Below are 23495 nucleotides of genomic sequence, written 5' to 3'. Positions count from 1 at the left end.
GGGCCGTCCGGAACCGGCGCGGTACAGCCTGTCCGTCCCCGGCACGCCGATAGGCGGCCGGGTCGCAATGCCCAGTGATAGCGGAGGTTCTGTCCTTGAGTGTGGTGCTGTTTCGCCGTCCCGCCCGTAGGCGCGGGCCGGAGATGCCCGAAGGACAATTGACCCTCCAGGAACCGCCGGTCCTCTCCGAGACCGTGCCGGACACCTCCACGATATGGACATATCTGCCGATGGCACTCATGTCCATGTCGATGATGCTGATGTTCCTGCGCCCGGGCGGCGGCAACGGGGTCTTCATGTACCTGGCGCTGGGTGTCATGGCGCTCTCCGCCGCCGCCATGCTGCTGGGCCAGCTGATGCGCCGCTCCGGCGAGCGCAAGCAGCGACTGAAGGGCGAGCGCCGCGACTACCTCCGCTACTTGGCGCAGATCCGCAAGCGGGTCCGGTCGACCGTCGTGGAGCAGCAGCGGGCGCTCGCCTGGCGCCACCCCGACCCCGCCTCGCTTCGGTCCCTGGCCCGCACCTCACGGCTGTGGGAACGGCGGCCGGCCGACGAGGACTTCGGCGAGGTGCGCCTCGCGGTGGGCGAGCAGCAGTTCGCCCTCTCCCTCAACCCGGTCTCGACCCGGCCGGTCGAGGACCTGGAACCGCTGTGCGCGCACGCCCTGCGCCGTTTCATCCGCGCCTACTCGACCATCCCCGAGCAGCCCCTCGGCCTCTATCTGCGCTCCTCGGCCCGCATCCTGCTGCGCCCCGAGGACGCCGTGGAAGAGGACGGCGGCGTCCCCCGGGTGCCCGCGCAGGGACGGTCCCTCGACGGCACGGGCGAGCCGGCGGGCGACGGCGCGGCCCGGCCGGCCGGTCCCGCCGACGAGGCGCTGGCGGCCCTGGTGCGCGCGGTCGTCGCACAACTCGCCGTCTTCCACGCCCCCGAGGAGCTGTGGCTCGCCGTCTGCGCCAGTGACGACCGGCGCCCCGACTGGGAGTGGGCGAAGTGGCTGCCGCACGTCCTGGACCCGCACGAGGAGGACGGCGCCGGACCGGTGCGCCGCATCACCGCGGACCTCGCCGAACTGGACGACCTGCTGGGCAGCGAGTTCGCCGAGCGTCCCGGCTTCGACCCGGACGCCAGGCCCGGCCGTGACGAACCCTTCACCGTCGTCGTCCTGGACGGCGTCACCGTGCCCGAGGGTCATCGCTGGGCCGGCCACGGCTACCGCAACGCCCTGGTCCTGGACGTGTCGGGCGCCCTGCGCTGGCGTCCGGGCCGCAACACCCTGCGTCTGACGGTGGGTCCCGACACGGTCAGCCTGGCGCGCACCGACCGCAGCCGCAAGGAGCGGTCCGTGCCGCTGGGCCGTCCCGACCGGCTCGGCCCGCTGGCCGCCGAGTCCCTGGCCCGGCTGCTCACCGCCCGCCGGATCAGCCTGGGCACCGACATCGCCCAGCCACTGGAGACGGACATCGAGCTGACCACGCTGCTCGGCATCCCCGACCTCCACCGGCACGACGCACGGGCCCACTTCGCCCGGCAGACCGGGTCCGCCCGGCTGCGGGTGCCGGTGGCCGTCGGCGTCGACGGCCGACCGGTGGAACTCGACATCAAGGAGTCCGCGCAGGGCGGCATGGGCCCGCACGGCCTGCTCATCGGCGCCACGGGCTCCGGCAAGAGCGAACTCCTGCGCACCCTGGTCCTCGGGCTGGCGCTGAGCAACTCCTCCGAGACCCTCAACTTCGTCCTCGTCGACTTCAAGGGCGGCGCCACCTTCCTCGGCCTGGAGGAACTCCCGCACACCTCCGCCGTCATCACCAACCTCGCCGACGAGGCCGCTCTCGTGGAGCGCATGCAGGACGCCCTGCACGGCGAGCTGATGCGCCGGCAGGAGCTGCTGCGAGCGGCCGGCAACCACACGTCCGCGCTGGAGTACGAGCGCGCCCGCGCGGGCGGCGCGGATCTCGTGCCGCTGCCCAGCCTGTTCGTGGTGGTCGACGAGTTCAGCGAACTGCTCTCCTCGCACCGCGAGTTCATGGACCTCTTCGTGATGATCGGCCGCCTCGGCCGTTCGCTCGGCGTCCACCTGCTGCTCGCCTCGCAGCGCTTGGACGAGGGCCGCATGCACCAGTTGGAGAGCCACCTGTCGTACCGGATCGGCCTGCGCACCTTCTCCGCCATGGAGAGCCGCGGTGTGCTGGGGGTGCCGGACGCCTACCAGTTGCCCTCCGCCCCCGGCAACGGCTACCTGAAGTCCGGCGTGGAGTCCCTGACCCGGTTCCGCGCTGCCTACTCCTCGGGCACCTACGCCCGCCGTACCGGTGCGGTGGCCCGGGCGCGCGTGGCCAGCCAGGTGGTGCCGTGGACCAGCGGCTGGGTCGTACCGCGGGCCCCGGAGTCGCTGCCGGAGCCGGAACCGGCCGCCGAGGAGCCCGGCGAGGAGGAGACGCTGCTCGCCGTGGCCCTGGAACGGCTGCGCGGGTCCGGCCCCGCGGCGCACCAGGTGTGGCTGCCCCCGCTGGACACGCCCGTGCCGCTGGACACGCTGCTGCCCGGCATCGTCGCCGACCCCGAGCGGGGCCTCACCGCGGCCGGCTGGTCCGGCACCGGCCGGCTGCGCGTGCCGGTCGCCCTGGTCGACAAGCCCTTCGAGCAGCGCCGCGACCCGCACGTCGTGGACCTGTCCGGGGCCGGCGGCCACATCGCCGTCGCGGGCGGTTCGCAGAGCGGCAAGTCCACGCTGACCCGTACGCTGATCGCCGCCCTCGCGCTCACCCACACCCCCGCGGAGGTGCAGTTCTACTGCCTCGACTTCGGTGGCGGCGGTCTCTCGCAGCTGGCCTCGCTCCCGCACGTCGGCGGGGTCGCCGCCCGGCTCAACCCGGAGCGCGTGCACCGGGCGGTCGCCGAGGTGATGACGCTGCTGGCCCACCGCGAGCAGTTCTTCGTGGACCACGCCGTCGACTCGATGCAGTCCTACCGGCGCCGCCGGGCCGCCGGGGAGTTCCCCGACGAGCGCTTCGGCGACGTGTTCCTGGTGGTCGACGGCTGGTCGACGGTCCGCCAGGACTACGACGACCTGGTGCCGAAGTTCAACGAGCTGGCCGCGCGCGGCCTCAACTACGGCATCCACCTGCTGATCAGCACGACCCGCTGGGTGGAGCTGTCCGCGCAGGTCCGCGACCAGTCCGCCACCCGCCTGGAACTGCGGATGGGCGACCCGATGGACTCCGAGGTCGACACCCGCAAGGCGCGCGCGGTGCCCCGCACCGGCGGGCGCGGCCTCACCCCCGACAGCAAGATGCACTTCCTCGCCGGTCTGCCCCGCATCGACGGCAGCGGCTCCCTGGAGGACCTCGGCGAGGGCGTCGCCCACCTGGTCTCCGAGATCTCCCGGCACTGGACGGGTCCGTCCGCGCCGCAGATCCGGATGCTGCCGCACCGGCTCCCGGTGGCCGAACTCCCCGCCCCGCAGCCGACGGAGGGCGGCGGCCTGCGGCTGGCGCTCGGCATCGACCAGGACGCCCTGGAGCCGGTCTGGCACGACTTCAGCCGCACCCCGCACCTGACCGTGATCGGCGACACCGAGAGCGGCAAGACCAACCTGCTGCGCCGGATCACCGAGGGCATCACCGCCCGGTACGCGCCCGGCGAGGCGAAGATCATCGTGGTCGACTACCGCCGGACGCTGGTGGACACGATCCCCGAGGAGTACCGCATCGGGCACGTCATCTCCCTGGACAACCTCAAGGAGACGGTCGAGGGCACGGCCCGCGCGATGAAGACCCGGGTGCCCGGAGCGGACATCGCCCCGTCGCGGATGCGCCGGTGCGACTGGTGGACGGGTCCGCGTCTGTTCGTCCTCGTCGACGACTACGACATGGTCTCCGGCAACTCCTTCCAGAGCCCCTTCGAGCCGCTCTTCGAGCACCTGACCCTCGGCTTCGAGATGGGCCTGCACATGGTCGTCGCCCGCAGCGCGATGGGCGCGGGGCGCGCCATGAGCGACGCGCTGCTGCGCCGTCTGGACGAGGCCAACAACCCGGCGGTGCTGCTGTCCTGCCCGCCCACCGAGGGCAACCTCTTCGGCAACACCAAGCCGCGCAACCTCCCGCCCGGGCGCGCCCTGCACGTCGCGCGGCGCAGGGCGCGGCTGGTCCAGACGGCGCTGGTGGAGGACGCACCGGAGAGCTGAGGAACGGCGTACGCGCGACGCCCGGGGCGGCGCCCGAGGTGGCCGCCCCGGGCGTTCCCGCGCCGTGCGAACGCACCGCCGGCACACCCCGGACCCGTACTCCCCACCGGGCGGGCAGCCTCACCCGGTGCCGCCCGGCCCCCGCGCACGGACACCCCGCGGCGGACAGCGCCGGGCGCGAGCAGCCGACCGGCACGACGCGGGACGACCACCCGCCCCGGACGCGGGAACGGCCGGACGGCACCGGCACGGCGACACCCGTCCGGGGAAGCCCGGCCCCCACCGGCCCGGGCACCGCCCGCCGGACGGTTCCGCGCACGTCCGCCGGGCGGGAGAGGCGCCGGTGCTCAGTCCCGGGCCGCGTCCGCCGGGCGCCAGCCGCGGGCGCGGGCGCGCGGGAGGGCGACGACGGCCCAGAGCACGGCGAGGACTCCGGCGGTGCCGAGGAGTACGAAGACGGTGGCGCGGTCCGCGACCCGGTCGGCGGCGGCGGTGTCCCGTACGGTCACCGGTTCCGCCTCCGTGCGCGCGGGGGCGGCGTCCGTGTCGCCGAGGACGGTGGTGACGGCGGCGTAGGCGTCCAGCTGCGGGATGTCCGCCGGGTAGGCGGTGGCCGTCAGCCGGTGGACGATCTGCCCGGGGGTCTCGTCCGGGCGGGCCGCGCGGAGCAGCGCGGCGGTCCCGGCGGTGTACGCGGCGGCGACCGACGCCCCCGCCCCCAGGTAGTGGCCGCTGCCGCGCGGGCCGCCGGAGACCACCCCGGCGCCGGGCGCGACCAGGTCGACGCCGTCGGTGGGCAGGGCGCCGCCCGGGCGGGCGCCGTTGGGCAGCATGTCGGCGACGGAGAGGACGCCGGGCTCACCCGCGGGGTAGTAGGTGCGGGTCGGTGTCTCCCGTGTGGCGTTGGCGGTCGGCGGGTCGGGGGTGGCGGCGGCGACCACCACCGCACCGGCGTCGAGGGCGTCGGCGACCGCCGAGGTCAGCTCCTTGTCGCGCTTGGGCAGGGCCACTCCGACCGCGATCACGTCCGCCTCGGCGGCGGTCGCGTCCCGCACCGCCCGTGCGACCAGCGCGGCGTCGGGCGTACCGCGCTCGTCGGTGCCGCGCAGGGCGAGCAGCTTCGCCCCCGGTGCGACGCCGGGCAGCCGCGTGCTGCCCCAGCCCTCCCCCACGATCAGCCCGGCGAGGAAGGTGCCGTGTCCGACGCAGTCGTCACCGGCGGCCCCCCGGGCGGTGACCCGGTCGCCGAGCCCGGCGGCGCCGGCCCGGACGCCGGTGTCGACCAGGGCGACGGTGGTCCCCGCCCCGTCGCCGTGCCGGCGCACCCGGGCCAGGTCCAGGCGCTGGCGCGACCAGTCCTGCTTCCCGGCCTTCTCGCGCGAGGCGGCGGTGCACTCCACGGCGTCCGCGTCGGGGTCGAGCGCGGAGGGCATCGGCGGCAGCCCCTGCCGCTCGCCGTCGGCGGCGGGCACCGCGCGCGCCGGATCCGCCAGGGCGGGCGCCGCCGTCGGCAGCAGCAGGACGGCGGACAGCGCGAGGCCGCACAGCGGACGGACCGCGCCCGGCCGGCGGCGCCTCACCGGGCCGCCTTCGCGGTCGCCGCGGTGACGTCCTGGGGCAGCAGAACGCGCAGGTCGTCGAGGGTGGGCGCGGCGAGCGAACTGAGCCGCCCGGCCTGCCGGGTGACCATCGACTCCACCACCTGCCGGGCCAGCCGGGCGTTGCCGAAGGACTGGTCGCGGGGCAGCGAGTCGAAGTACTCGCGCAGCAGCGGGCCGGTTCCGGGTCCGCACTCGTAGCCCATGGCGGAGGCCTGGGCGCGCACGATGGTGACCAGTTCCTCGGAGGAGTAGTCGGCGAAGGCGATCCGGCGCGGGAAGCGCGACGCCAGGCCGGGGTTGGAGGCGAGGAAGCGCTCCATCTCGTCGGTGTAGCCGGCGACGATGACCACGACGTCGTCGCGGTGGTCCTCCATCAGCTTCAGCAGCGTGTCGACCGCCTCCTGGCCGAAGTCGTTGCCGCCGCCGCGCGGGGTGAGGGTGTACGCCTCGTCGATGAAGAGCACGCCGCCCCGGGCCCGTTCGAAGACCTCACGGGTGAGCTGGGCGGTGTGCCCGATGTACCGGCCGACCAGGTCGGCGCGGGCCGCCTCGACCAGCTGGCCGCGCGGGAGGATGCCCAGCTGGCTGAGGATCTCGCCGTAGAGCCTGGCGACGGTGGTCTTGCCGGTGCCGGGCGGGCCGGTGAAGACCAGGTGGTGGCTGAGCGAGGGGACCGGCAGCCCGGCGGCGGCGCGGTGGCGGGCCGTGGTGATGAGGTTCACCAGGTCCGTGACGTCGCGCTTGACCTCGGCGAGGCCCACCATGTCGCCGAGGCGGGTCAGCGGGTCGTTCTCCGGTACGGCGGTCCCGGCGCTCTGCTCGGCGGCGGCCGCGGAGACGTCCTCCGGCAGCAGCAGCCTGAGGTCGCGCTCGCCGACCTGCTGGAGCGTGGCGAGCCGGACCGCCTGCCGGTCCACCATCTCCTCGAAGACGCCGCGCGCGGCCCGCCCGTTGCCGAAGCCGGCGTCCCGGGGCATCGCGTCGAAGTGCGCGGCCAGGGCTGCCGCGGTGCCCTCGCCCAGCTCGTACTGGTGCGCGGCGCACATGCTCTCCATGATGGCGACCAGTTCGGGCACGGTGTAGTTCTCGAACTCGACCGTGCGGGAGAAGCGCGAGCCGAGGCCGGGGTTGGAGGCGAGGAACTTGGTCATCTCGTCGGTGTAGCCGGCCACGATGACGACCACCTCGTCCCGGTGGTCCTCCATCAGCTTCAGCAGCGTGTCCACGGCCTCCCGGCCGAAGTCGGCGCCGCCGTGCCCGCTGTCCGAGGTCAGGGTGTACGCCTCGTCGACGAACAGCACACCGCCCAGGGCGCGTTCGAACGTCTCGCTGGTCTTGATCGCCGTACCGCCGACGACCTGCGCGACGAGGTCGGCGCGCGAGACCTCCACGAGGTGTCCGTCGCGCAGCGACCCCAGCTCGGCGAGGATCGCGCCGTAGAGGCGGGCGACGGTGGTCTTGCCGGTGCCGGGCGGGCCGGTGAAGACCAGGTGGCGGCTCATCGGCGGCGCCGACATGCCGAGTTGCTCGCGGCGCTGGGCGAGCTGGGTGAGGTTGACCAGCGTACGGACCTGTTCCTTGACGTTGTCCAGGCCGATCAGCGCGTTCAGGGCGCCCAGCGGGCCGTCGGGCCGGTCCCGGGCGGGTCCGTCGGCGGCGCCCGAGCCCGCCGGGTCGGTGTTCTCGGCGCTGCCCGAGCCCCACGCGTCGCGCTTGCCGTTGCCGGTGCTGGTGAGTCCCTCGACGGCGAGCCGCTCGCCGGGGGCGGTCTGGACCAGGCCGCCGCCCTGGTTCTCCCGCGCGAGGCAGTTGACGAGGGAGACCGGCGCGGTGGTCTCCACCCGGAAGCCGTCCTGTGCCCCGCCGGCCACCTCGCAGCCGCTGAGCGAGGCGATGGCACCCTCGCGCAGCAGCACGCCGTGGCCCTGCGGGGTGAGGACGGAGGTGCGGTTGGCGGTCAGTTCGCCCCCGGAGTCGACGACGACGCCCTCGGCACCGGGGTTCTCCACGCGGAAGTCCCGGACGGTGACGCTGCCGCCGTCCTCCAGCACGAGGCCGCTGTCCACGGCGTCGGAGACGCCGCCGCCGGCCAGGTACAGGGTGCTGCCGCCCGCCGCGCGCACGCCCGAGCCGCCCGGCCGCACGATCTCGCAGTCCTCGATGCGGCCGCGGGCCTCCCTGGTGGCGGTGATGCCGTCGCCCGACGGTTCCACGAGGCGGGCCCGGCGCAGCAGCGGGTTGGCCCCGGCACGCAGCGCGATCGCCGGGGCGCCCCCGATGACCTCCAGCCGGTCCAGCTCGGCCGCCGCGTCCTCCTCCAGGAGCACGCCGGTCTCGGCGCAGTCGCGGACGGTCAGGCCGGTCAGCGCCGGGGAGGCCGCCCCGGCGACCCGCAGGGCCACGCCCTGGGCGCCGTCCACCCAGCAGTCCTCGAAGGTGCCCCGCGCCCGGTCGGTGACGACCACGCCGTGGCCCCGGGTGCGGGAGACGCGGCAGCGGCGCAGCACCGGGTCGGTGCCCGCGGCCAGGGTGACGCCGGTGCCGGACGCGCCGGTGACCCGGACGTCCTCCAGCGTCGTACGGCCGCCGCTGCTCAGGTGGACGCCGCTGCCGGTGTCGTGCACGACCGTACGGCTGACCGTCAGCGCGGAGTCGCCCTCCAGGGCGAGGGACGGCTTGTCGGTGGAGGAGATGTCGCAGTCCTCGACCAGGCCGCGGGCCTCGCCGTTGGCGAGGATGCCGTTGCCGCGCGCGTCGCGCACCGTGCAGCCCCGGACGCGGACCTCGCCCTGCTCGGCGACGACCAGGCCGCTGGTGCCGAGGTGTTCGAGGGTGCAGCTCTCCACGGTGGTCAGTGTGGTCGAGGTGACCACGATGCCCGCGCCCTGCGAGTTGCTCACCCGGCAGTCCCGCAGCGCCAGCGATCCCGTGCCGCCGGCCAGCAGCGCCGTCCAGGCGGCACCGGCTATCTCGCAGCCGTCGAGCGCGGCCTGACCGCGCCGTACGTCCACGGCGGGTGCCTCGGCGTCGGCGCCGCGCAGGGTCAGTTCCGAGAGCATCACGGCGTCGGCGCGCAACGCGACGACGCTGCCCGACCGGGGCCGGATCTCCACGGTGCCCCGCCCCTCGGCGGCGGTGAGGGTGACCCGGGTGTGGATCACCAGGTTCTCCGCGTACGTCCCCGGCCGGACGCTGATGAGCGCGCCGGTACGAGCCGCAGCGAGTGCCTCACCGATCGTCCGGAAACGGTCCCGGTCGTCGGGGCCGACCGACAGTACCTGGCGCGACACGCGCGAACCTCCTTGCTCAGTCTGCGTCTTGGACAGGACCCGGGTGAACCGGGGGGGCGGACGGCCGCCTGCCTGCTCAGACGCTCCATTTCTGGTTGTCCAGCCCCGTGCAGGTCCACAGTTGCACACGGGCCCGGGCGTTGTGGTCGTGGTCTTCGATCTCGACGCACATGCCCACGGCCGTGTTCACGAGGTCGTGCGCCTCGTTGAGCACGAACTTCTGCGCGTCGACGCCGGTGCAGTCGGCGAGCTGGATGGTGGTGCCGTCGGCGAAGTCGGCGCCGGCCACGTCCAGGCACAGCCCCTGCGTGCGGACCGTGCCGTCGGAGGCGAACCGGAACTTCTGCGCGTCGCTGTTGTTGCAGTCCCACATCCACAGCGCCTGGCCGTCGGTGAAGCTGCCGTCGGGCACGTCGATGCAGCGGCCGGAGAGGTGGCTGTGGAACGACACGGGGAAGCCGAGGGCCGGCCCCCCGGGGGCCATGCCCGTGTTCCCGGCGCCGTCCTTCCCGGAGTCCTCGGAGTCCTGCTGCGAGGTCTTCGCCGCCTCCTTCTTCTCCTGCGCCGCCTTCTCCCGCGCCGCTTCGCCCTCCGCCGCCTTCTTCCCCTTCTCGGCGTTCTCGTCCGGGGTGTCCTTCTCCGTGCCGCCGGGGTCCGTCTTCGGTCCCGGCGGTGCCTTCGGCTTCTCGGACTCCTTGCCGTCCGCCGGGTCCTCGGCCCCGGCGCGGGGAGAGCTGACCGCGAAGTCGCCGGTCTCCTGTTCCCGGTCCCCGCCCAGGACGGTCGCCGCGGTCGTCGACGTCCTGTCCTCCTTGTCCTCGTCGTCCGGCCCGAGCAGCAGGAACGGCACCGACACGAGCAGCGCGCCACCGATCGCCGCGGCCGCCAGCACGGCCCGGCCCGGCCGTCCCACCGGCCTGACCGCGTCGTCGGGCCTGTCGATGGCGGTGGCGGTCATGGTCCGCACGAGCAGCGGCAGCCGGCTCTTGGCCGCGGACGCCCCGCCGGCATCGACTCCGGAGTCGGTATCGGTGTCGGTATCGGAGTCGGTGTGTGCGCGCGTGCCGGTACCGGGCCGGGCGCCGGAGGCCGCCGCGGGCGCCTCGGCGGCCAGGGCCACCGGCTCGTGCTCCGCCTCCGGCGCCGGCGCCGACGCGTCGGCCGCGGACTCGTGCTCCGCTCCCCGCGCCGAGGACCCGGCCGCGTCCACCGACGTGGCCGCGGCCCCGGGCTTCTTCGCTCCGGGCGGCGGTTCCGCGCCGGCACCACAAGCGGCGGCGTCCGCGGGGGCGGTGGCACGGGACTCGGAGGCGGCGGTGGAACTCCGCTCGCCGTGGGAAACGGAGTCCGCGCGCGCAGCGGGAGAGGTGGGGGGCTGCTGCGTCGAACGCGTCACGGGTACCTCCCCGAGGTGGGGGTCGAGGGGGCTGCCGGGTCTTCGCCGCCGTCCACCGGAACGCTTGCCGCGGGGACGAGGAGGGGGGCAACCGCACCGGCGTTGACCAGCAGCGAGAGGGTGGGGGATCCGGCCAGGGAGCGGGTCAGCTCCCGGGCGGGGAGGGTCGCATGGCGAAGTGTGGCGGACATGAACGCGTGTGTCGGCGAGGTGAACACCAGCACCACCGGTTCACCGTCCCGGCCTTGGGCGACCAGCGGGGCGCCGTCCGGTCCGGCCACGACGGTGACCTCGGCCGCCGCCAGCGCGGCGAGCGCCTCGTCCACGGAACCGTATCCGGTGGCGGCCCGCTGGGCCGCCGCGTCCACCGGGTCGGTGGGCTCGGGCCAGCCGAGGGCGCGGGCGGAGGGCCGGTACGCGGGGTTGGCGCGGTAGGTGCCGACGTCGCCCTCGTCGCCGGACCGCCACTCCCCCAGCACCGCCCACTCCGGCGGGGTCCGGTCCTCGGGCCACTGCGGGTCCACCACACCGATCCAGTGCCCCGGCGCCTGCCGGGCCGCGGCACGGACGGCCTCGGGTATCGCGGGGGTGCCGTCGGCCTCGACGGCGCCGGACGACGGGTGCGACGGGGCCGGCGGGGCCTCCATCTGTTCTCCGGGCCGCATGTCCACCTGAACTCTTGAACTCTCGGTCCTGTGAACCGACGTTGATCGGTCGGCGCGAACAGAATGCCACAACGACCTGCGCGGGGGGCGGGTCGAGACATGCCCGAACAGGCCTCTCACGTGCCCGTTCACTGCCCGCTCCGGGGACGTTGCAGGAGCAGTTTCCCGCCCCGGGACATAGCGACCGACGGCATTGCCGGGACGGGGGACCATCTCGCTCCGGTACGGGCTATGTTCGGTACGCCGGTACGCCGTCGGATCCGCCGTGCTCCGCCCTCAAGGAGACATCCCATGTCCTCGCAGAAGCCCGCCTCCGGCACGAACTCGACGCCGGCTTCGCCTTCTTCTTCCTCTTCCCCCTCTCCTGACGCCCCGCCGCCCGCCGCCCCCGCCTCCCGGGCGACGGAGGAGCAGCCCACCGCGGCGACCGCACCCGCCCCGGACACCCCCGCGGAGACCGCCGGGACCGGTGAGACCGCACCGTCCCGGGAGACCGCCAAGACCGCCGAGACCGCCGACACCGGCGAGACCGGCGAGGAGTCCCCGGCTGCGGCGGCCGCCGCCGGGGCGAACGGACCGGAGGCGGCGGCAAGGCGCACGGCCGTCGCCGCGGCCGTCGCGGCGCCCCCGGTCACGACCGCCACCGGCGTCGACAGCGGACGCCCCCGCAAACCCGTGCTGGCCGTGGCCGGGATCCTGGGGGCCGCCCTGATAGCCGTACCGCTGCTGCTGGCGGGCGGTGCGGAGAACGACGAGCGGCCCCGGAGCGCCAAGGAGTTGACCGCCGAGGACTCGGACACCGTGCTGGACCCGGGTTCGGCGGGCGCCGCCCTGGACGACTACGTGGCGGAGAAGCCGAGCCCGAGCCCGACGAAGGAGAAGCCGAAGCCGAAGCCGAGCGAGCCGGTGAAGGCGGTCGCCCCGCCTCCGGCGCCCGAGCCCGCGCCGGCGACGAGCGCGCCGGAGAAGAAGGCCGAGCCGAAGCCCAAGCCGAAACCGAAGCCGAAGGCCACGCCGACGCCGAACTGGACGACCGCGACGGTCCGCGCCGTGAGCGTCCTGGAGGTCAACCAGGCCTGGACCACCAACCGCATCCGCATGGTGATGCAGCCCGACGGCAACCTGGTCGTCTACAACGAGAAGGACAAGCCGATCTGGGCGTCGATGACGTTCGGCGAGAACCACCGCGCGATCTTCCAGGGCGACGGCAACCTCGTCATCCACAACGGCGCGGACCGCCCGATCTGGGCCTCCCAGACCTGGGGCAAGGAAGGCGCCGAGCTGATCCTGCGCAAGGACGGCAAGGTGGTCATCTCCCACCACGGCACCGTCGTCTGGTCGACCTGACCCCACGGGCCGGACCCCGCCGCCGCACCCACGGGCCGGACCCCGCCGCCGCACCCGCGGGCGGGGCCACGGGGGCCCGGCCGGTCGGTGGGAGTCCCGAAGGCGAGAAGGGTTCGCACGTCGCCCTCGACCGCGGCAACGGTGCGAAGGTGAAACTGGTGGGGCGGGTGGGACTCGAACCCACGGCCGACGGATTATGAGTCCGCTGCTCTAACCGGCTGAGCTACCGCCCCTAAGCGGCGTGTCGCGTACATGTGTGCGCGCCGTCTGCCGCAGCATAGCCGCTCATACGATCTCCTGCCTCGGATGGTCGGCTTCCACGGCTGCCTTCATGACCTTGAGGACTCCGCAGCGTGCCGCGCGGTTCCCGGGACACGGGACGAACGTGGGGGCACATGAAAAAGGACCCCGGAGGGTCCTCGTTCACCGCGCTCCCCCGACTGGACTCGAACCAGTAACCTGCCGGTTAACAGCCGGCTGCTCTGCCAATTGAGCTACGGAGGACCGAGCTCCCCGGACTGGACTCGAACCAGTAACCTGCCGGTTAACAGCCGGCTGCTCTGCCAATTGAGCTACCGAGGAAGGTCTCGTGTCGCATCGAACGTGTCTGCCTGGGTATTCGCCAGGGGGCGCGCGCTCGCTGCGACACATACATTAGCGCAAGCAGGGGGGTGCTCCGCCAATCGGTACTCTCCGGCACCCCCGAAGCCAGCGAAGGGAAGGGTGGCCGCCATGCGATACCGGCTCACATTCGTCGTCGGACTAGCGGTGGGTTACGTGCTCGGCACGAAGGCCGGGCGGGAGCGTTACGAGCAGTTGCGGAAGTCCGCGCAGCAGGTCGCGCAGAACCCGGCCGTGCGCAACACCGCGGAGTCCGCCGCCCAGCAGGGCAGGCACTTCGCCGACAAGGCGTACCACGTGGTGAGCGACAAGGTCGGTGACCGGGTGCCCGACTCGGTGGCCCACCGGGTCCGCTCGCTGCGCGAGCGCGGCACGAACGGCAGCGGTCCGGACGACTGGGGCACCAGCAACACCTGAGGCCCGGTACGGCCACCGCACCCGGTGCGGCAGAATTTCACGTATGGGGATAGTCGCCGGGTTGGACAGTTCGCCCGATTTCACTCGTATCGTCGTCTGCGATTCGGACACGGGCGCCGTGCTGCGCCAGGGCTACGCGCCGCACCCGCTGGAGAGCCCCGAGGGCGGGGGCCGGCCCGCGGACGTCGATCCGCAGGCCTGGCTGCTGTCCCTCGGGGAGGCGGCCGGCGGCGGACTCCTCGAGGGCGTGCAGGCCATCGGCGTGTCGGCGCAGGCCAACTCGGTCGTGCCGCTGGACACGCAGGGCAACACGGTGCGCCCGGCCCTGGTCGGCGGCGACCGGCGTTCGCAGGTCGCGGCGGCCGACCTGATCGACGCCCTCGGCGGGCGCGAGGCGTGGGCGCAGGCCGTGGGCTCGGTGCCGCAGACCGCGCAGCCCGTGACGAAGCTGCGCTGGCTGGCGCGGAGCGAGCCGGAGGCCGCCGCGCGGACCGCCGTCCTGCTCCAGGCCCACGACTGGCTGGTGTGGCAGCTGCTCGGGCGGCCGGCCCGGCGGACCACGGACCGGGGCGGGGCCTCCGGCACCGGGTACTGGTCGGCGGCGACCGGCGGTTACCGGCCCGACCTGGTGGAGCTGGCGCTCGGGCACCAGGCGATGCTGCCGGAGGTGATCGGCCCGTCCGACGCGGCCGGTACGACGCCGGAGGGGCTGCTGATCTCCGCCGGGACCGGCGAGACCCAGGCCGCCGCCTTCGGGCTCGGGATCGGACTCGGCGACGCCGTGGTGTCGCTGGGCGCCTCCGGGTCCGTGATGGCCGTGCACACCGAACCGCTCGTCGACCAGTCCGGGATGATCACCGCTCTGGCGGACGCCACGGGCATGCACCTGCCGGTCGTCACCACGCTGAACGCGGTGCGGGTCCTGCGCGGTACCGCCGAACTGCTCGGCGTGCCGGACCTGGAGGGGCTGTCCGAGCTGGCGATGAAGTCGACCCCCGGGTCGCACGGCCTCGTGCTGCTCCCCTACCTGGAGGGCGAGCGGACGCCGAACCTGCCGCACACCGCGGGGACGCTCGCCGGCCTGCGGCGCGAGTCGATGCGGCCGGAGCACCTGGCGCGGGCCGCGTTCGAGGGCATGCTGTGCGGTCTCGCCGACGCCCTGGACGTGCTGCGCTTCCGGGGCGTGGACGTACGGCGGGTGTTCCTGCTGGGCGCGGCGGCCGAGCTGCCGGCCGTGCAGGCGGCGGCGCCCGCGCTGTTCGGGACGCAGGTCGTCGTACCGCAGCCGGCGGACTACGCGGCGATCGGCTCGGCCCGGCAGGCGGCCTGGGCGCTGGGCGTCTCCCAGGGCACGCTGGACCCGCGCACTCCCCCGGCCTGGCAGGGCGCGGTGGCGCAGGTCCTCGAGCCGGGCGAGGACCTGGCGGTCGGGCAGGCGGTGCGCCAGCAGTTCGTGTCGGTGCGCGAGCAGACGCACCCGGGCGCGCTGTGAGGCGCGGGGAGGGCCGCACCCCCTCTTGACCCTACGTGACCCCTCGTAGGCCGGAATTTGCCGTGCTCTTGGGTTAATCGGTTGAGGTAACGCGGGTGGAGTGTTCGACGATAGGGGCCAGGGGCAACCAACCGCGGCCCCTGTCGCCGACTCCGAAAGACTCAGTGTGCTCATACGACTACTGCGGGCCCATCTCAGGCCGTACAAGAGACCCATCGCTCTGCTGGTGACGCTGCAGTTCCTGCAGACCTGCGCCTCCCTGTACCTGCCGACCCTGAACGCGGACATCATCGACGAAGGCGTCGTCAAGGGTGACTCGGGCTACATCCTGAGTTACGGCGCCCTGATGATCGGCATCTCGCTGGCCCAGGTGGTCTGCAACATGGGTGCCGTCTTCTACGGCGCGCGCACCGCGGCCGCCCTGGGCCGGGACGTGCGCGGTGCCGTCTTCGACCGGGTGCAGTCCTTCTCGGCGCGCGAGGTGGGCCACTTCGGCGCGCCCTCGCTGATCACGCGGACCACCAACGACGTGCAGCAGGTCCAGATGCTGGCCCTGATGACGTTCACCCTGATGGTGTCGGCGCCGATCATGTGCGTGGGCGGCATCGTGATGGCGCTCGGCCTGGACGTACCGCTGTCCGGGGTGCTGCTCGGGGTCGTGCCGGTGCTGGCGATCTGCGTGACGCTGATCGTGCGGAAGCTGCGGCCGCTGTTCCGGAAGATGCAGGTGCGCCTCGACACGGTGAACCGGGTGCTGCGCGAGCAGATCACCGGCAACCGCGTCATCCGCGCCTTCGTGCGGGACGAGTACGAGCAGCAGCGCTTCCGGAAGGCCAACACCGAGCTGACCGAGGTGTCCCTCGGCACCGGCAACCTGCTGGCGCTGATGTTCCCGGTGGTCATGACGGTGGTGAATCTGTCGTCGATCGCGGTGGTCTGGTTCGGCGCCCACCGGATCGACAGCGGCGGCATGCAGATCGGCGACCTGACGGCGTTCCTCGCCTACCTGATGCAGATCGTCATGTCCGTGATGATGGCCACCTTCATGTTCATGATGATCCCGCGCGCGGAGGTCTGCGCCGAGCGCATCCAGGAGGTCCTGGACACCGAGAGCAGCGTGGTGCCGCCGGTGGCCCCGGTCACCGAGCTGCGCCGGCACGGGCACCTGGAGATCCGGGAGGCGGGCTTCCGCTACCCCGGGGCCGAGGAGCCGGTGCTCAGGAACATCGGCCTGGTGGCCAGGCCGGGCGAGACGACCGCCGTCATCGGCTCGACCGGCAGCGGCAAGTCGACCCTGCTGGGCCTGGTGCCCCGCCTGTTCGACGCCACCGAGGGCGAGGTGCTCGTCAACGGCGTGGACGTGCGCACCGTCGACCCGAAGACGCTGGCCAAGGTGGTGAGCCTGGTGCCGCAGAAGCCGTACCTCTTCGCCGGTACCGTCGCGACGAATCTGCGGTACGGCAATCCGGACGCCACCGACGAGGAGCTGTGGCACGCGCTGGCGGTGGCGCAGGCCAAGGGGTTCGTCTCCGACCTGGAGGGCGGGCTCGACGCGCCGATCGCGCAGGGCGGCACCAACGTGTCCGGCGGTCAGCGCCAGCGCCTCGCCATCGCGCGGACCCTCGTCCAGCGCCCGGAGATCTACCTCTTCGACGACTCCTTCTCCGCCCTCGACTACGCGACCGACGCGGCGCTGCGGGCCGAGCTGGCCCGGGAGACCGCCGAGGCGACCGTGGTGATCGTGGCGCAGCGGGTGGCGACCATCCGGGACGCGGACCGGATCGTCGTGCTGGACGAGGGGCGGGTGGTCGGCGTGGGCCGGCACCACGAGCTGATGGCGGACAACGAGACCTACCGGGAGATCGTGCTCTCCCAGCTGACGGAAGCGGAGGCTGCCTGATGGCGGGGCCTGCGGGTCGCATGATGGCCGGGGGCGGACCCGACCAGCGGTCGATGGACTTCAAGGGGTCGGGCAAGCGGCTCGTCGCCCAGTTCCGGCCGGAGCGGGCGACGCTGTTCACGCTGCTGGCGTGCGTCGTCGTCAGCGTCGGCCTCAACGTGGTCGGGCCGAAGATCCTCGGCCGGGCCACCGACCTGGTCTTCGCGGGCATCGTCGGGCGGGACATGCCGTCCGGGGCCACGAAGGAACAGGTCCTGGACAACATGCGCGAGCAGGGGGACGGCAACGTCGCCGACATGCTCCGCAGCACGGACTTCACCCCGGGGCAGGGCATCGACTTCGGCGCGGTCGGCGAGGTGCTGCTCCTGGCGCTGGCGACCTTCGCGGTGGCCGGTCTGCTGATGGCGGTGGCGACGCGGCTGGTCAACCGCACGGTCAACCGGACGATGTTCCGGCTGCGCGAGCACGTGCAGACGAAGCTGTCCAGGCTGCCGCTGTCCTACTTCGACAAGCGCCAACGCGGCGAGGTGCTGAGCCGCGCGACGAACGACATCGACAACATCCAGCAGACCCTCCAGCAGTCGATGGGCCAGCTGATCAACTCGCTGCTCACCATCATCGGCGTGCTGGCGATGATGTTCTACGTCTCCTGGATCCTGGCGCTGGTCGCCCTGATCACCGTGCCGCTGTCCTTCGTGGTGGCCACGCGGGTGGGCAAGCGGTCGCAGCCGCAGTTCGTGCAGCAGTGGCGCTCGACGGGGCAGCTGAACGCGCACATCGAGGAGATGTACACCGGGCACACGCTGGTGAAGGTGTTCGGGCGGCAGGAGGAGTCGGCCAAGCAGTTCGCCGAGCAGAACGACGCGCTGTACGAGGCCGGGTTCAAGGCACAGTTCAACAGCGGGATCATGCAGCCGCTGATGATGTTCGTCTCCAACCTGAACTACGTGCTGGTCGCGGTGGTCGGCGGACTGCGGGTGGCCTCGGGCCAGCTGTCCATCGGCGACGTGCAGGCCTTCATCCAGTACTCCCGGCAGTTCTCGATGCCGCTGACGCAGGTCGCGTCGATGGCGAACCTGGTGCAGTCGGGCGTGGCGTCGGCGGAGCGGATCTTCGAGCTGCTCGACGCGGAGGAGCAGTCGGCGGACCCCATCCCGGGCGTGCGGCCCGAGGACCTGCGCGGGCGGGTGGAACTGGACCACGTGTCCTTCCGTTACGACCCCGAGAAGCCGCTGATCGAGGACCTGTCGCTGAAGGTGGAGCCGGGCCACACGGTCGCCATCGTCGGGCCGACCGGGGCCGGCAAGACGACCCTGGTCAACCTGCTGATGCGGTTCTACGAGGTCTCCGGCGGGCGGATCGCCCTGGACGGCGTCGACATCGCGAAGATGTCCCGGGACGAGCTGCGGGCCGGCATCGGCATGGTGCTCCAGGACACCTGGCTGTTCGGCGGCACCATCGCGGAGAACATCGCGTACGGGGCCTCGCGGGAGGTCACCCGCGGGGAGATCGAGGAGGCCGCGCGGGCCGCGCACGCCGACCGGTTCGTACGGACGCTGCCCGACGGCTACGACACGGTGATCGACGACGAGGGCACGGGGGTGAGCGCGGGTGAGAAGCAGCTCGTCACCATCGCGCGGGCGTTCCTGTCCGACCCGGTGATCCTGGTGCTGGACGAGGCGACGTCGTCCGTGGACACCCGCACGGAGGTGCTGATCCAGAAGGCGATGGCCAAGCTGGCGCACGGGCGGACGTCGTTCGTGATCGCGCACCGGCTGTCGACGATCCGGGACGCGGACACGATTCTGGTGATGGAGGACGGGGCGATCGTGGAGCAGGGGGCGCACGCGGAGCTGCTGGCCGCGGACGGCGCGTACGCGCGGCTGTACAAGGCGCAGTTCGCGGAGGCCGTGGCCGAGGTGGGGTGAGGCGGGGGGTCAGTCCAGGTAGCCCCTCAGCTGGTCCGCGTAGGCGTGGTCGCGGAGTTTGTTGAGGGTCTTGGACTCGATCTGGCGGATGCGTTCGCGGGTGACGCCGAAGAGGCGGCCTATCTCCTCCAGGGTGCGGGGGCGGCCGTCGACCAGGCCGTAGCGGAGCTGGACGACCTTGCGTTCGCGTTCGCCGAGGGTGGAGAGCACCGCCTCCAGGTGCTGGCGCAGCAGCAGGAACGCGGCCGACTCGACGGGGCTGGCGGCGTCGCCGTCCTCGATGAGGTCGCCGAGGGCGACGTCCTCCTCCTCGCCGACCGGCGTGTACAGCGACACCGGTTCCTGGGCCAGCCGCAGCACCTCGCCGACGCGTTCGGCGGGCAGGTCCAGGTGGGCGGCGACCTCCCGCGGGGTCGGCTCGTAGCCGCGTTCCTGGAGCATCCGGCGCTGGACGCGGACGACCCGGTTGATCAGCTCCACGACGTGGACGGGGACGCGGATGGTGCGGGCCTGGTCGGCCAGGGCGCGGGACATGGCCTGGCGGATCCACCAGGTGGCGTAGGTGGAGAACTTGTAGCCGCGGGCGTAGTCGAACTTCTCGACGGCCCGGATCAGCCCCAGGTTGCCCTCCTGGACCAGGTCGAGCATGGTCAGCCCGCGCCCCACGTACCGCTTGGCCACCGACACCACGAGCCGCAGGTTGGCCTCGATCAGGCGCCGCTTGGCGAGGCGGCCCATGACGACGAGCCGGTCGAGGTCGAGGGCGAGGCGGTCGTCCAGGCCCGGGGTGCGCCGCAGCTTCTCCTCGGCGAACAGGCCGGCCTCCACCCGCCGGGCGAGGTCGACCTCCTCGGCCGCGGAGAGCAGCGGGATCCGGCCGATCTCGCGCAGGTACTGCCGGAACAGGTCGGAGGAGGGGCCGCCGGACTCCGTACGGGTGGGCGGCGGCGGTTCGGCGGGCGCGGGGGCGTCCGCGGGGCCGCCCGGGTGGTGCACGGCCGGCCCGGCACCGGGCTGCGCGGGCATCGCGACGAGCGTGCCGCGCTCCGCGACCGGCTCCGCACCACCGGTACCGGTGTCGGTCTGGGTGAGGGTCTGGGTCTGCACGGGGGCGACCTCCAGGATGGACGCGGCCGGCGGGGGCCGGCGGCGGTACGTCGGGGGCGGAGCCGGCTCACTCACCGCCGTCCGCCTCGCACGCGTGCACTCAGGTACCGCCCCCAGTGTGGGGTACGACACATCACCGCCACGAGGGTCGTGCGGTGACTTTTTGCGTCCGGGCCGTGACCGACGGGTAACCCGCGAGTGCCTCCGGAGGCCCTCCTAGAGCGCGGCGGCGCCGTGTTCGCGCAGGTTCTGGTCGTACTGCTGGAGGATCCACAGCTCGTTCTGGACGGCGGCCAGTTCGGCGGGGTCGCCGTGGCCGGAGAGGCGGGTGAGGCGGCCGGTGATGTCGCGGATGCGGCGCTCGACGGCGCGGCGGCGGACGGTGACGAGCTGGGCGCCGGCGTAGACCTCGTCGACGCCCTTCACGCCGCGGTGCAGCATGATCGCCTCGACCGCGAGTTCGGTGACCATGGCGCGGACCGCGTCGTCGGGGGCGGCCTCGCGGACCCGGACCAGGTAGTCCTGCGGGTCCTGGACGCCGAACTCGGCGCCGCCCGCTTCCATGATCGCCTCTCGTACGGCGGCGTAGGGCTGGGCGGTGAACTCGTCGACGCCGTACGCGTCGAAGGCCGGGGAGACCAGCTCGGGGCGCTGGAGGGCGAGCTTGAGCAGCTCGCGTTCGGTGGCGAAGACCGGGTTGCGGAGGTTGAGGGCCGGGCCCCGGGGGGCGGATGTCAGGGGCCCGGACCGGTGCTGCGGGGCGCCGCCGCGCTGCCGCTGGTCGGGCGCGGGGCCCTTGCCGCCGCGGTCGCGGGCCCAGCGGGCGAGCTGGGCGATCCGCTTGACCACGAACTGGGTGTCGAGGATGCCGAGCATGCCGGCGAGCTGCACGGCGACCTCGTGCTGGGCGCCGCTGTTCTTGATCCGGGCGACGACCGGCGCGGCCTCGTCGAGGGCCGAGGCGCGGCCCGCCGGGGTGTCCAGGTCGTAGCGGGCGACGATCTGGCGGAGCGCGAACTCGAAGAGCGGGGTGCGCGGCTCGACCAGGTCGGCGACCGCGTCGTCGCCCTTGGCCAGGCGCAGGTCGCAGGGGTCCATGCCGTCGGGGGCGATGGCGATGTAGGTCTCGGCGGCGAACTTCTGGTCGTCCTCGAAGGCGCGCAGGGCCGCCTTCTGGCCGGCCGCGTCGCCGTCGAAGGTGAAGATCACGCGGGCCGAGCCGTTGTCCATCAGGAGCCGGCGCAGGATCTTGATGTGGTCGCCGCCGAAGGCGGTGCCGCAGGTCGCGATGGCGGTGGTGACGCCGGCGAGGTGGCAGGCCATGACGTCGGTGTAGCCCTCGACGACGACGGCGCGGGACGCCTTCGCGATGTCCTTCTTGGCGAGGTCGATGCCGTAGAGGACCTGGGACTTCTTGTAGATCGCGGTCTCGGGGGTGTTCAGGTACTTCGGGCCGTTGTCCGCCTCGTAGAGCTTGCGGGCGCCGAAGCCGACGACGTCGCCGCCGATGTCGCGGATGGGCCACATCAGCCGGCCGCGGAAGCGGTCGATGGGGCCGCGGCGGCCCTCCTGGGAGAGGCCGGAGAGCAGCAGCTCCTTGTCGCTGAAGCCCTTGCCGCGCAGGAAGCGGGTGAGGTGGTCCCAGCCCTGCGGGCTGTAGCCGACGCCGAAGTGCTCGGCGGCGGCCTGGTCGAAACCGCGGTCGGCGAGGAAGGCGCGGCCGGTGTCCGCCTCGGGGCCGGTCGCGAGCTGTTCCGCGTACCACTGGGCGGCGATCTTGTGGGCCTCGACCAGACGGATGCGCTCTCCGCGCTGGTGGGAGGGGTTGTACCCGCCCTCCTCGTAGCGCAGCGTGATGCCCACCTGGCCGGCCAGGCGCTCGACCGCCTCCGAGAAGGTGAGGTGGTCGATCTTCATCACGAACGTGATGGTGTCGCCGCCCTCCTGGCAGCCGAAGCAGTGGAAGAACCCCTTGCTCGGACTGACCTGGAAGGACGGCGACTTCTCGTCGTGGAAGGGGCACAGCCCCTTCAGGTTGCCGCCGCCTGCGTTGCGCAGCTGGAGGTACTCCGAGACGACGGCGTCGATCGGGACCGCGTCCCGTACCGCCTTCACGTCCTCGTCGTTGATCCGTCCTGCCACGCGTGAAGTCTACGGGGGCGGACCGACAACTATGCGACGAGGCTTTCGAGGGATACGTGCGGGTTTGCCAGCGCCTCCGTGTCCACCCGGGTCTTCGAGCGGATCAGCTGCTGGATCGGCTCCGTGACGTCCCACACGTTGACGTTCATCCCGGCCAGCACGCGGCCCTCCTTCACCCAGAAGGCGATGAACTCGCGCTTCGCCGCGTCCCCGCGGATCACCACCTGGTCGTAGGACCCGGCGGGCGCCCAGCCGGAGTACTCCATGCCCAGGTCGTACTGGTCGGTGAAGAAGTAGGGCACGCGGTCGTGGGCGAGGCCCTTGCCGAGCATCGCGCGGGCGGCTGCCGGGCCGCCGTTCAGGGCGTTGGCCCAGTGCTCCACGCGCAGCCGGGTGTCGAAGAGGGCGTGGTGGAAGGAGGCCACGTCACCGGCCGCGTAGATGTCCGGGTCGGAGGTGCGCAGGTTCGCGTCGACGACGATGCCGCCGCCGACCGCGCGGTCGGCGATCTCCAGTCCGGCCGCCTGGGCGAGCGCGGTGCGCGGGGCGGCGCCGATCGCGGCGAGCACGTCGTGGGCGGGGTGCTCCTCGCCGTCGTCGGTGCGGGCGGCGAGCACCATGCCGTCCTGGCCGACGATCTCGGTCAGCTTCACGCCGAAGCGGAAGCGGACGCCGCGCGCCTCGTGCAGCTCGGCGAAGACGGAGCCCAGCTCGGGGCCGAGGACGCCGTGCAGCGGGGTGGGGGCCGGCTCGATGACGGTGACCTCGGCCCCGTACTCGCGGGCCGCCGCCGCGACCTCCAGGCCGATCCAGCCCGCGCCGGCGACGACCAGGTGGCCGTTGTCCCGGCCGAGGGAGCCGAGGACGCCCTTGAGGCGCTCGGCGTGGGCCAGCCGGCGCAGGTGGTGGACGCCCGCGAGGTCGGTGCCGGGGACGTCGAGGCGGCGCGGCTCGGCGCCGGTCGCGATGAGCAGCTTGTCGTACCTGACGTGGGTGCCGTCGTCGCCGTAGTGGACGGTCCTGGCGGCGCGGTCGATCGCGACGACGGTCTGGCCGAGGTGCAGCTCGATGTCGTGCCGGGCGTACCAGGCGGGCTCGTGCACGAAGACGCTGTCGCGTTCCTCCTTGCCGAGGAGGTAGCCCTTGGACAGCGGCGGGCGCTCGTAGGGGTGGTCGCGTTCGTCGCAGATGAGGATCACCCGGCCGGTGAAGCCCTCCGTGCGGAGCGTCTCGGCCGCCTTCGCGCCCGCCAGGCCGCCTCCGACGATGACGAATGTCTGATCCGCGTCGACCACTTGTCTGCCTCCTCGTCAGGGTGCCGCCACATGCGAGCGTCCCGCACGTGGCGTGGTGCGGGAAGGGGGAAGGACCCGTTCAGGCCACGACCTGCCGTGTTCCGACC

Annotated in this window: 13 protein-coding genes and 3 tRNA genes; 6 read left to right on the top strand and 10 right to left on the bottom strand. The window is 73.1% G+C overall.

Annotation, left to right across the window (positions count from 1 at the left end):
- Positions 1-143: 143 nt before the first annotated feature.
- Entirely contained in the window at positions 144-4187 is a 4044-nt protein-coding gene (eccCa, locus tag Sco07f_RS02795; RefSeq protein ID WP_108986824.1) for a type VII secretion protein EccCa, read from the top strand.
- A 347-nt stretch (positions 4188-4534) separates the two neighbouring features.
- On the opposite strand, the gene Sco07f_RS02790 is transcribed toward eccCa, so the two are convergent.
- The 4 genes from Sco07f_RS02790 to Sco07f_RS02775 all read right to left on the bottom strand — a co-directional run bounded on the left by Sco07f_RS02790 (position 4535) and on the right by Sco07f_RS02775 (position 11121).
- On the bottom strand, positions 4535-5767 hold the full coding sequence (locus Sco07f_RS02790; RefSeq protein ID WP_108986823.1) for a S8 family serine peptidase: 1233 nt from the start codon (positions 5765-5767) through the stop codon (positions 4535-4537).
- Entirely contained in the window at positions 5764-9078 is a 3315-nt protein-coding gene (locus tag Sco07f_RS02785; RefSeq protein ID WP_108986822.1) for a right-handed parallel beta-helix repeat-containing protein, read from the bottom strand. Before Sco07f_RS02785 ends, Sco07f_RS02790 begins: the two co-directional genes overlap by 4 nt.
- A 76-nt stretch (positions 9079-9154) precedes the next feature.
- On the bottom strand, positions 9155-10474 hold the full coding sequence (locus Sco07f_RS02780; protein ID WP_108986821.1) for a ricin-type beta-trefoil lectin domain protein: 1320 nt from the start codon (positions 10472-10474) through the stop codon (positions 9155-9157).
- Entirely contained in the window at positions 10471-11121 is a 651-nt protein-coding gene (locus Sco07f_RS02775; protein WP_007449383.1) for a type VII secretion system-associated protein, read from the bottom strand. Before Sco07f_RS02775 ends, Sco07f_RS02780 begins: the two co-directional genes overlap by 4 nt.
- Positions 11122-11430: 309 nt before the next feature.
- Between Sco07f_RS02775 and Sco07f_RS02770 the strand changes: the two genes are divergently transcribed.
- Positions 11431-12486 carry a mannose-binding protein gene (locus Sco07f_RS02770; RefSeq protein ID WP_108986820.1) on the top strand — a complete coding sequence of 352 codons (1056 nt, stop codon included), beginning with the start codon at positions 11431-11433 and terminating at the stop codon, positions 12484-12486.
- 156 nt (positions 12487-12642) lie between these two features.
- Here the strand turns inward: Sco07f_RS02770 and Sco07f_RS02765 are convergent.
- From Sco07f_RS02765 to Sco07f_RS02755, 3 genes are all read right to left on the bottom strand, one after another.
- Positions 12643-12719 (bottom strand) — tRNA-Ile (locus tag Sco07f_RS02765).
- A 198-nt stretch (positions 12720-12917) separates the two neighbouring features.
- Positions 12918-12990: transfer RNA gene (locus tag Sco07f_RS02760), tRNA-Asn, on the bottom strand.
- 5 nt (positions 12991-12995) lie between these two features.
- Positions 12996-13068, bottom strand: a tRNA-Asn gene (locus Sco07f_RS02755).
- Positions 13069-13218: 150 nt separating this feature from the next.
- Here Sco07f_RS02755 and Sco07f_RS02750 point away from each other — a divergent pair.
- The 4 genes from Sco07f_RS02750 to Sco07f_RS02735 all read left to right on the top strand — a co-directional run bounded on the left by Sco07f_RS02750 (position 13219) and on the right by Sco07f_RS02735 (position 18844).
- Complete coding sequence (locus tag Sco07f_RS02750) at positions 13219-13524, top strand: YtxH domain-containing protein (protein ID WP_007449397.1); 306 nt, start codon at positions 13219-13221, stop codon at positions 13522-13524.
- A 43-nt stretch (positions 13525-13567) separates the two neighbouring features.
- On the top strand, positions 13568-15016 hold the full coding sequence (locus Sco07f_RS02745; RefSeq protein ID WP_007449399.1) for a xylulokinase: 1449 nt from the start codon (positions 13568-13570) through the stop codon (positions 15014-15016).
- A 166-nt stretch (positions 15017-15182) separates the two neighbouring features.
- Positions 15183-16916: an ABC transporter ATP-binding protein gene (locus tag Sco07f_RS02740; protein ID WP_007449401.1), complete on the top strand. Its 1734-nt coding sequence runs from the start codon at positions 15183-15185 to the stop codon at positions 16914-16916.
- Positions 16916-18844, top strand: a complete 1929-nt coding sequence (locus tag Sco07f_RS02735) for an ABC transporter ATP-binding protein (protein WP_108986819.1) — start codon at positions 16916-16918, stop codon at positions 18842-18844. The genes Sco07f_RS02740 and Sco07f_RS02735 overlap by 1 nt, the downstream gene beginning before the upstream one ends.
- Before the next feature lie 9 nt (positions 18845-18853).
- Here Sco07f_RS02735 and Sco07f_RS02730 read toward each other — a convergent pair whose 3' ends face one another.
- The 3 genes from Sco07f_RS02730 to Sco07f_RS02715 all read right to left on the bottom strand — a co-directional run bounded on the left by Sco07f_RS02730 (position 18854) and on the right by Sco07f_RS02715 (position 23388).
- Entirely contained in the window at positions 18854-20026 is a 1173-nt protein-coding gene (locus tag Sco07f_RS02730; protein ID WP_244941975.1) for an RNA polymerase sigma factor, read from the bottom strand.
- A 141-nt stretch (positions 20027-20167) separates the two neighbouring features.
- Entirely contained in the window at positions 20168-22093 is a 1926-nt protein-coding gene (gene dnaG, locus Sco07f_RS02720; protein ID WP_108986818.1) for a DNA primase, read from the bottom strand.
- 29 nt (positions 22094-22122) lie between these two features.
- Positions 22123-23388: an NAD(P)/FAD-dependent oxidoreductase gene (locus Sco07f_RS02715; RefSeq protein WP_108986817.1), complete on the bottom strand. Its 1266-nt coding sequence runs from the start codon at positions 23386-23388 to the stop codon at positions 22123-22125.
- Positions 23389-23495 lie beyond the last annotated feature (107 nt).

The sequence above is a fragment of the Streptomyces coelicoflavus genome, from assembly GCF_003112555.1.
Classification (GTDB): Bacteria; Actinomycetota; Actinomycetes; order Streptomycetales; family Streptomycetaceae; genus Streptomyces; species Streptomyces coelicoflavus.
Note: the sequence above shows the minus strand (reverse complement) of the source record. Positions and strands in the feature narration are given on the sequence as shown.

Coding starts and splice junctions, on each gene's coding strand:
- eccCa (WP_108986824.1), top strand. CDS start 144: ATGCCCGAAGGACAATTGACCCTCCAGGAACCGCCGGTCCTCTCCGAG.
- Sco07f_RS02775 (WP_007449383.1), bottom strand. CDS start 11,121: ATGGAGGCCCCGCCGGCCCCGTCGCACCCGTCGTCCGGCGCCGTCGAG.
- Sco07f_RS02770 (WP_108986820.1), top strand. CDS start 11,431: ATGTCCTCGCAGAAGCCCGCCTCCGGCACGAACTCGACGCCGGCTTCG.
- Sco07f_RS02750 (WP_007449397.1), top strand. CDS start 13,219: ATGCGATACCGGCTCACATTCGTCGTCGGACTAGCGGTGGGTTACGTG.
- Sco07f_RS02745 (WP_007449399.1), top strand. CDS start 13,568: ATGGGGATAGTCGCCGGGTTGGACAGTTCGCCCGATTTCACTCGTATC.
- Sco07f_RS02735 (WP_108986819.1), top strand. CDS start 16,916: ATGGCGGGGCCTGCGGGTCGCATGATGGCCGGGGGCGGACCCGACCAG.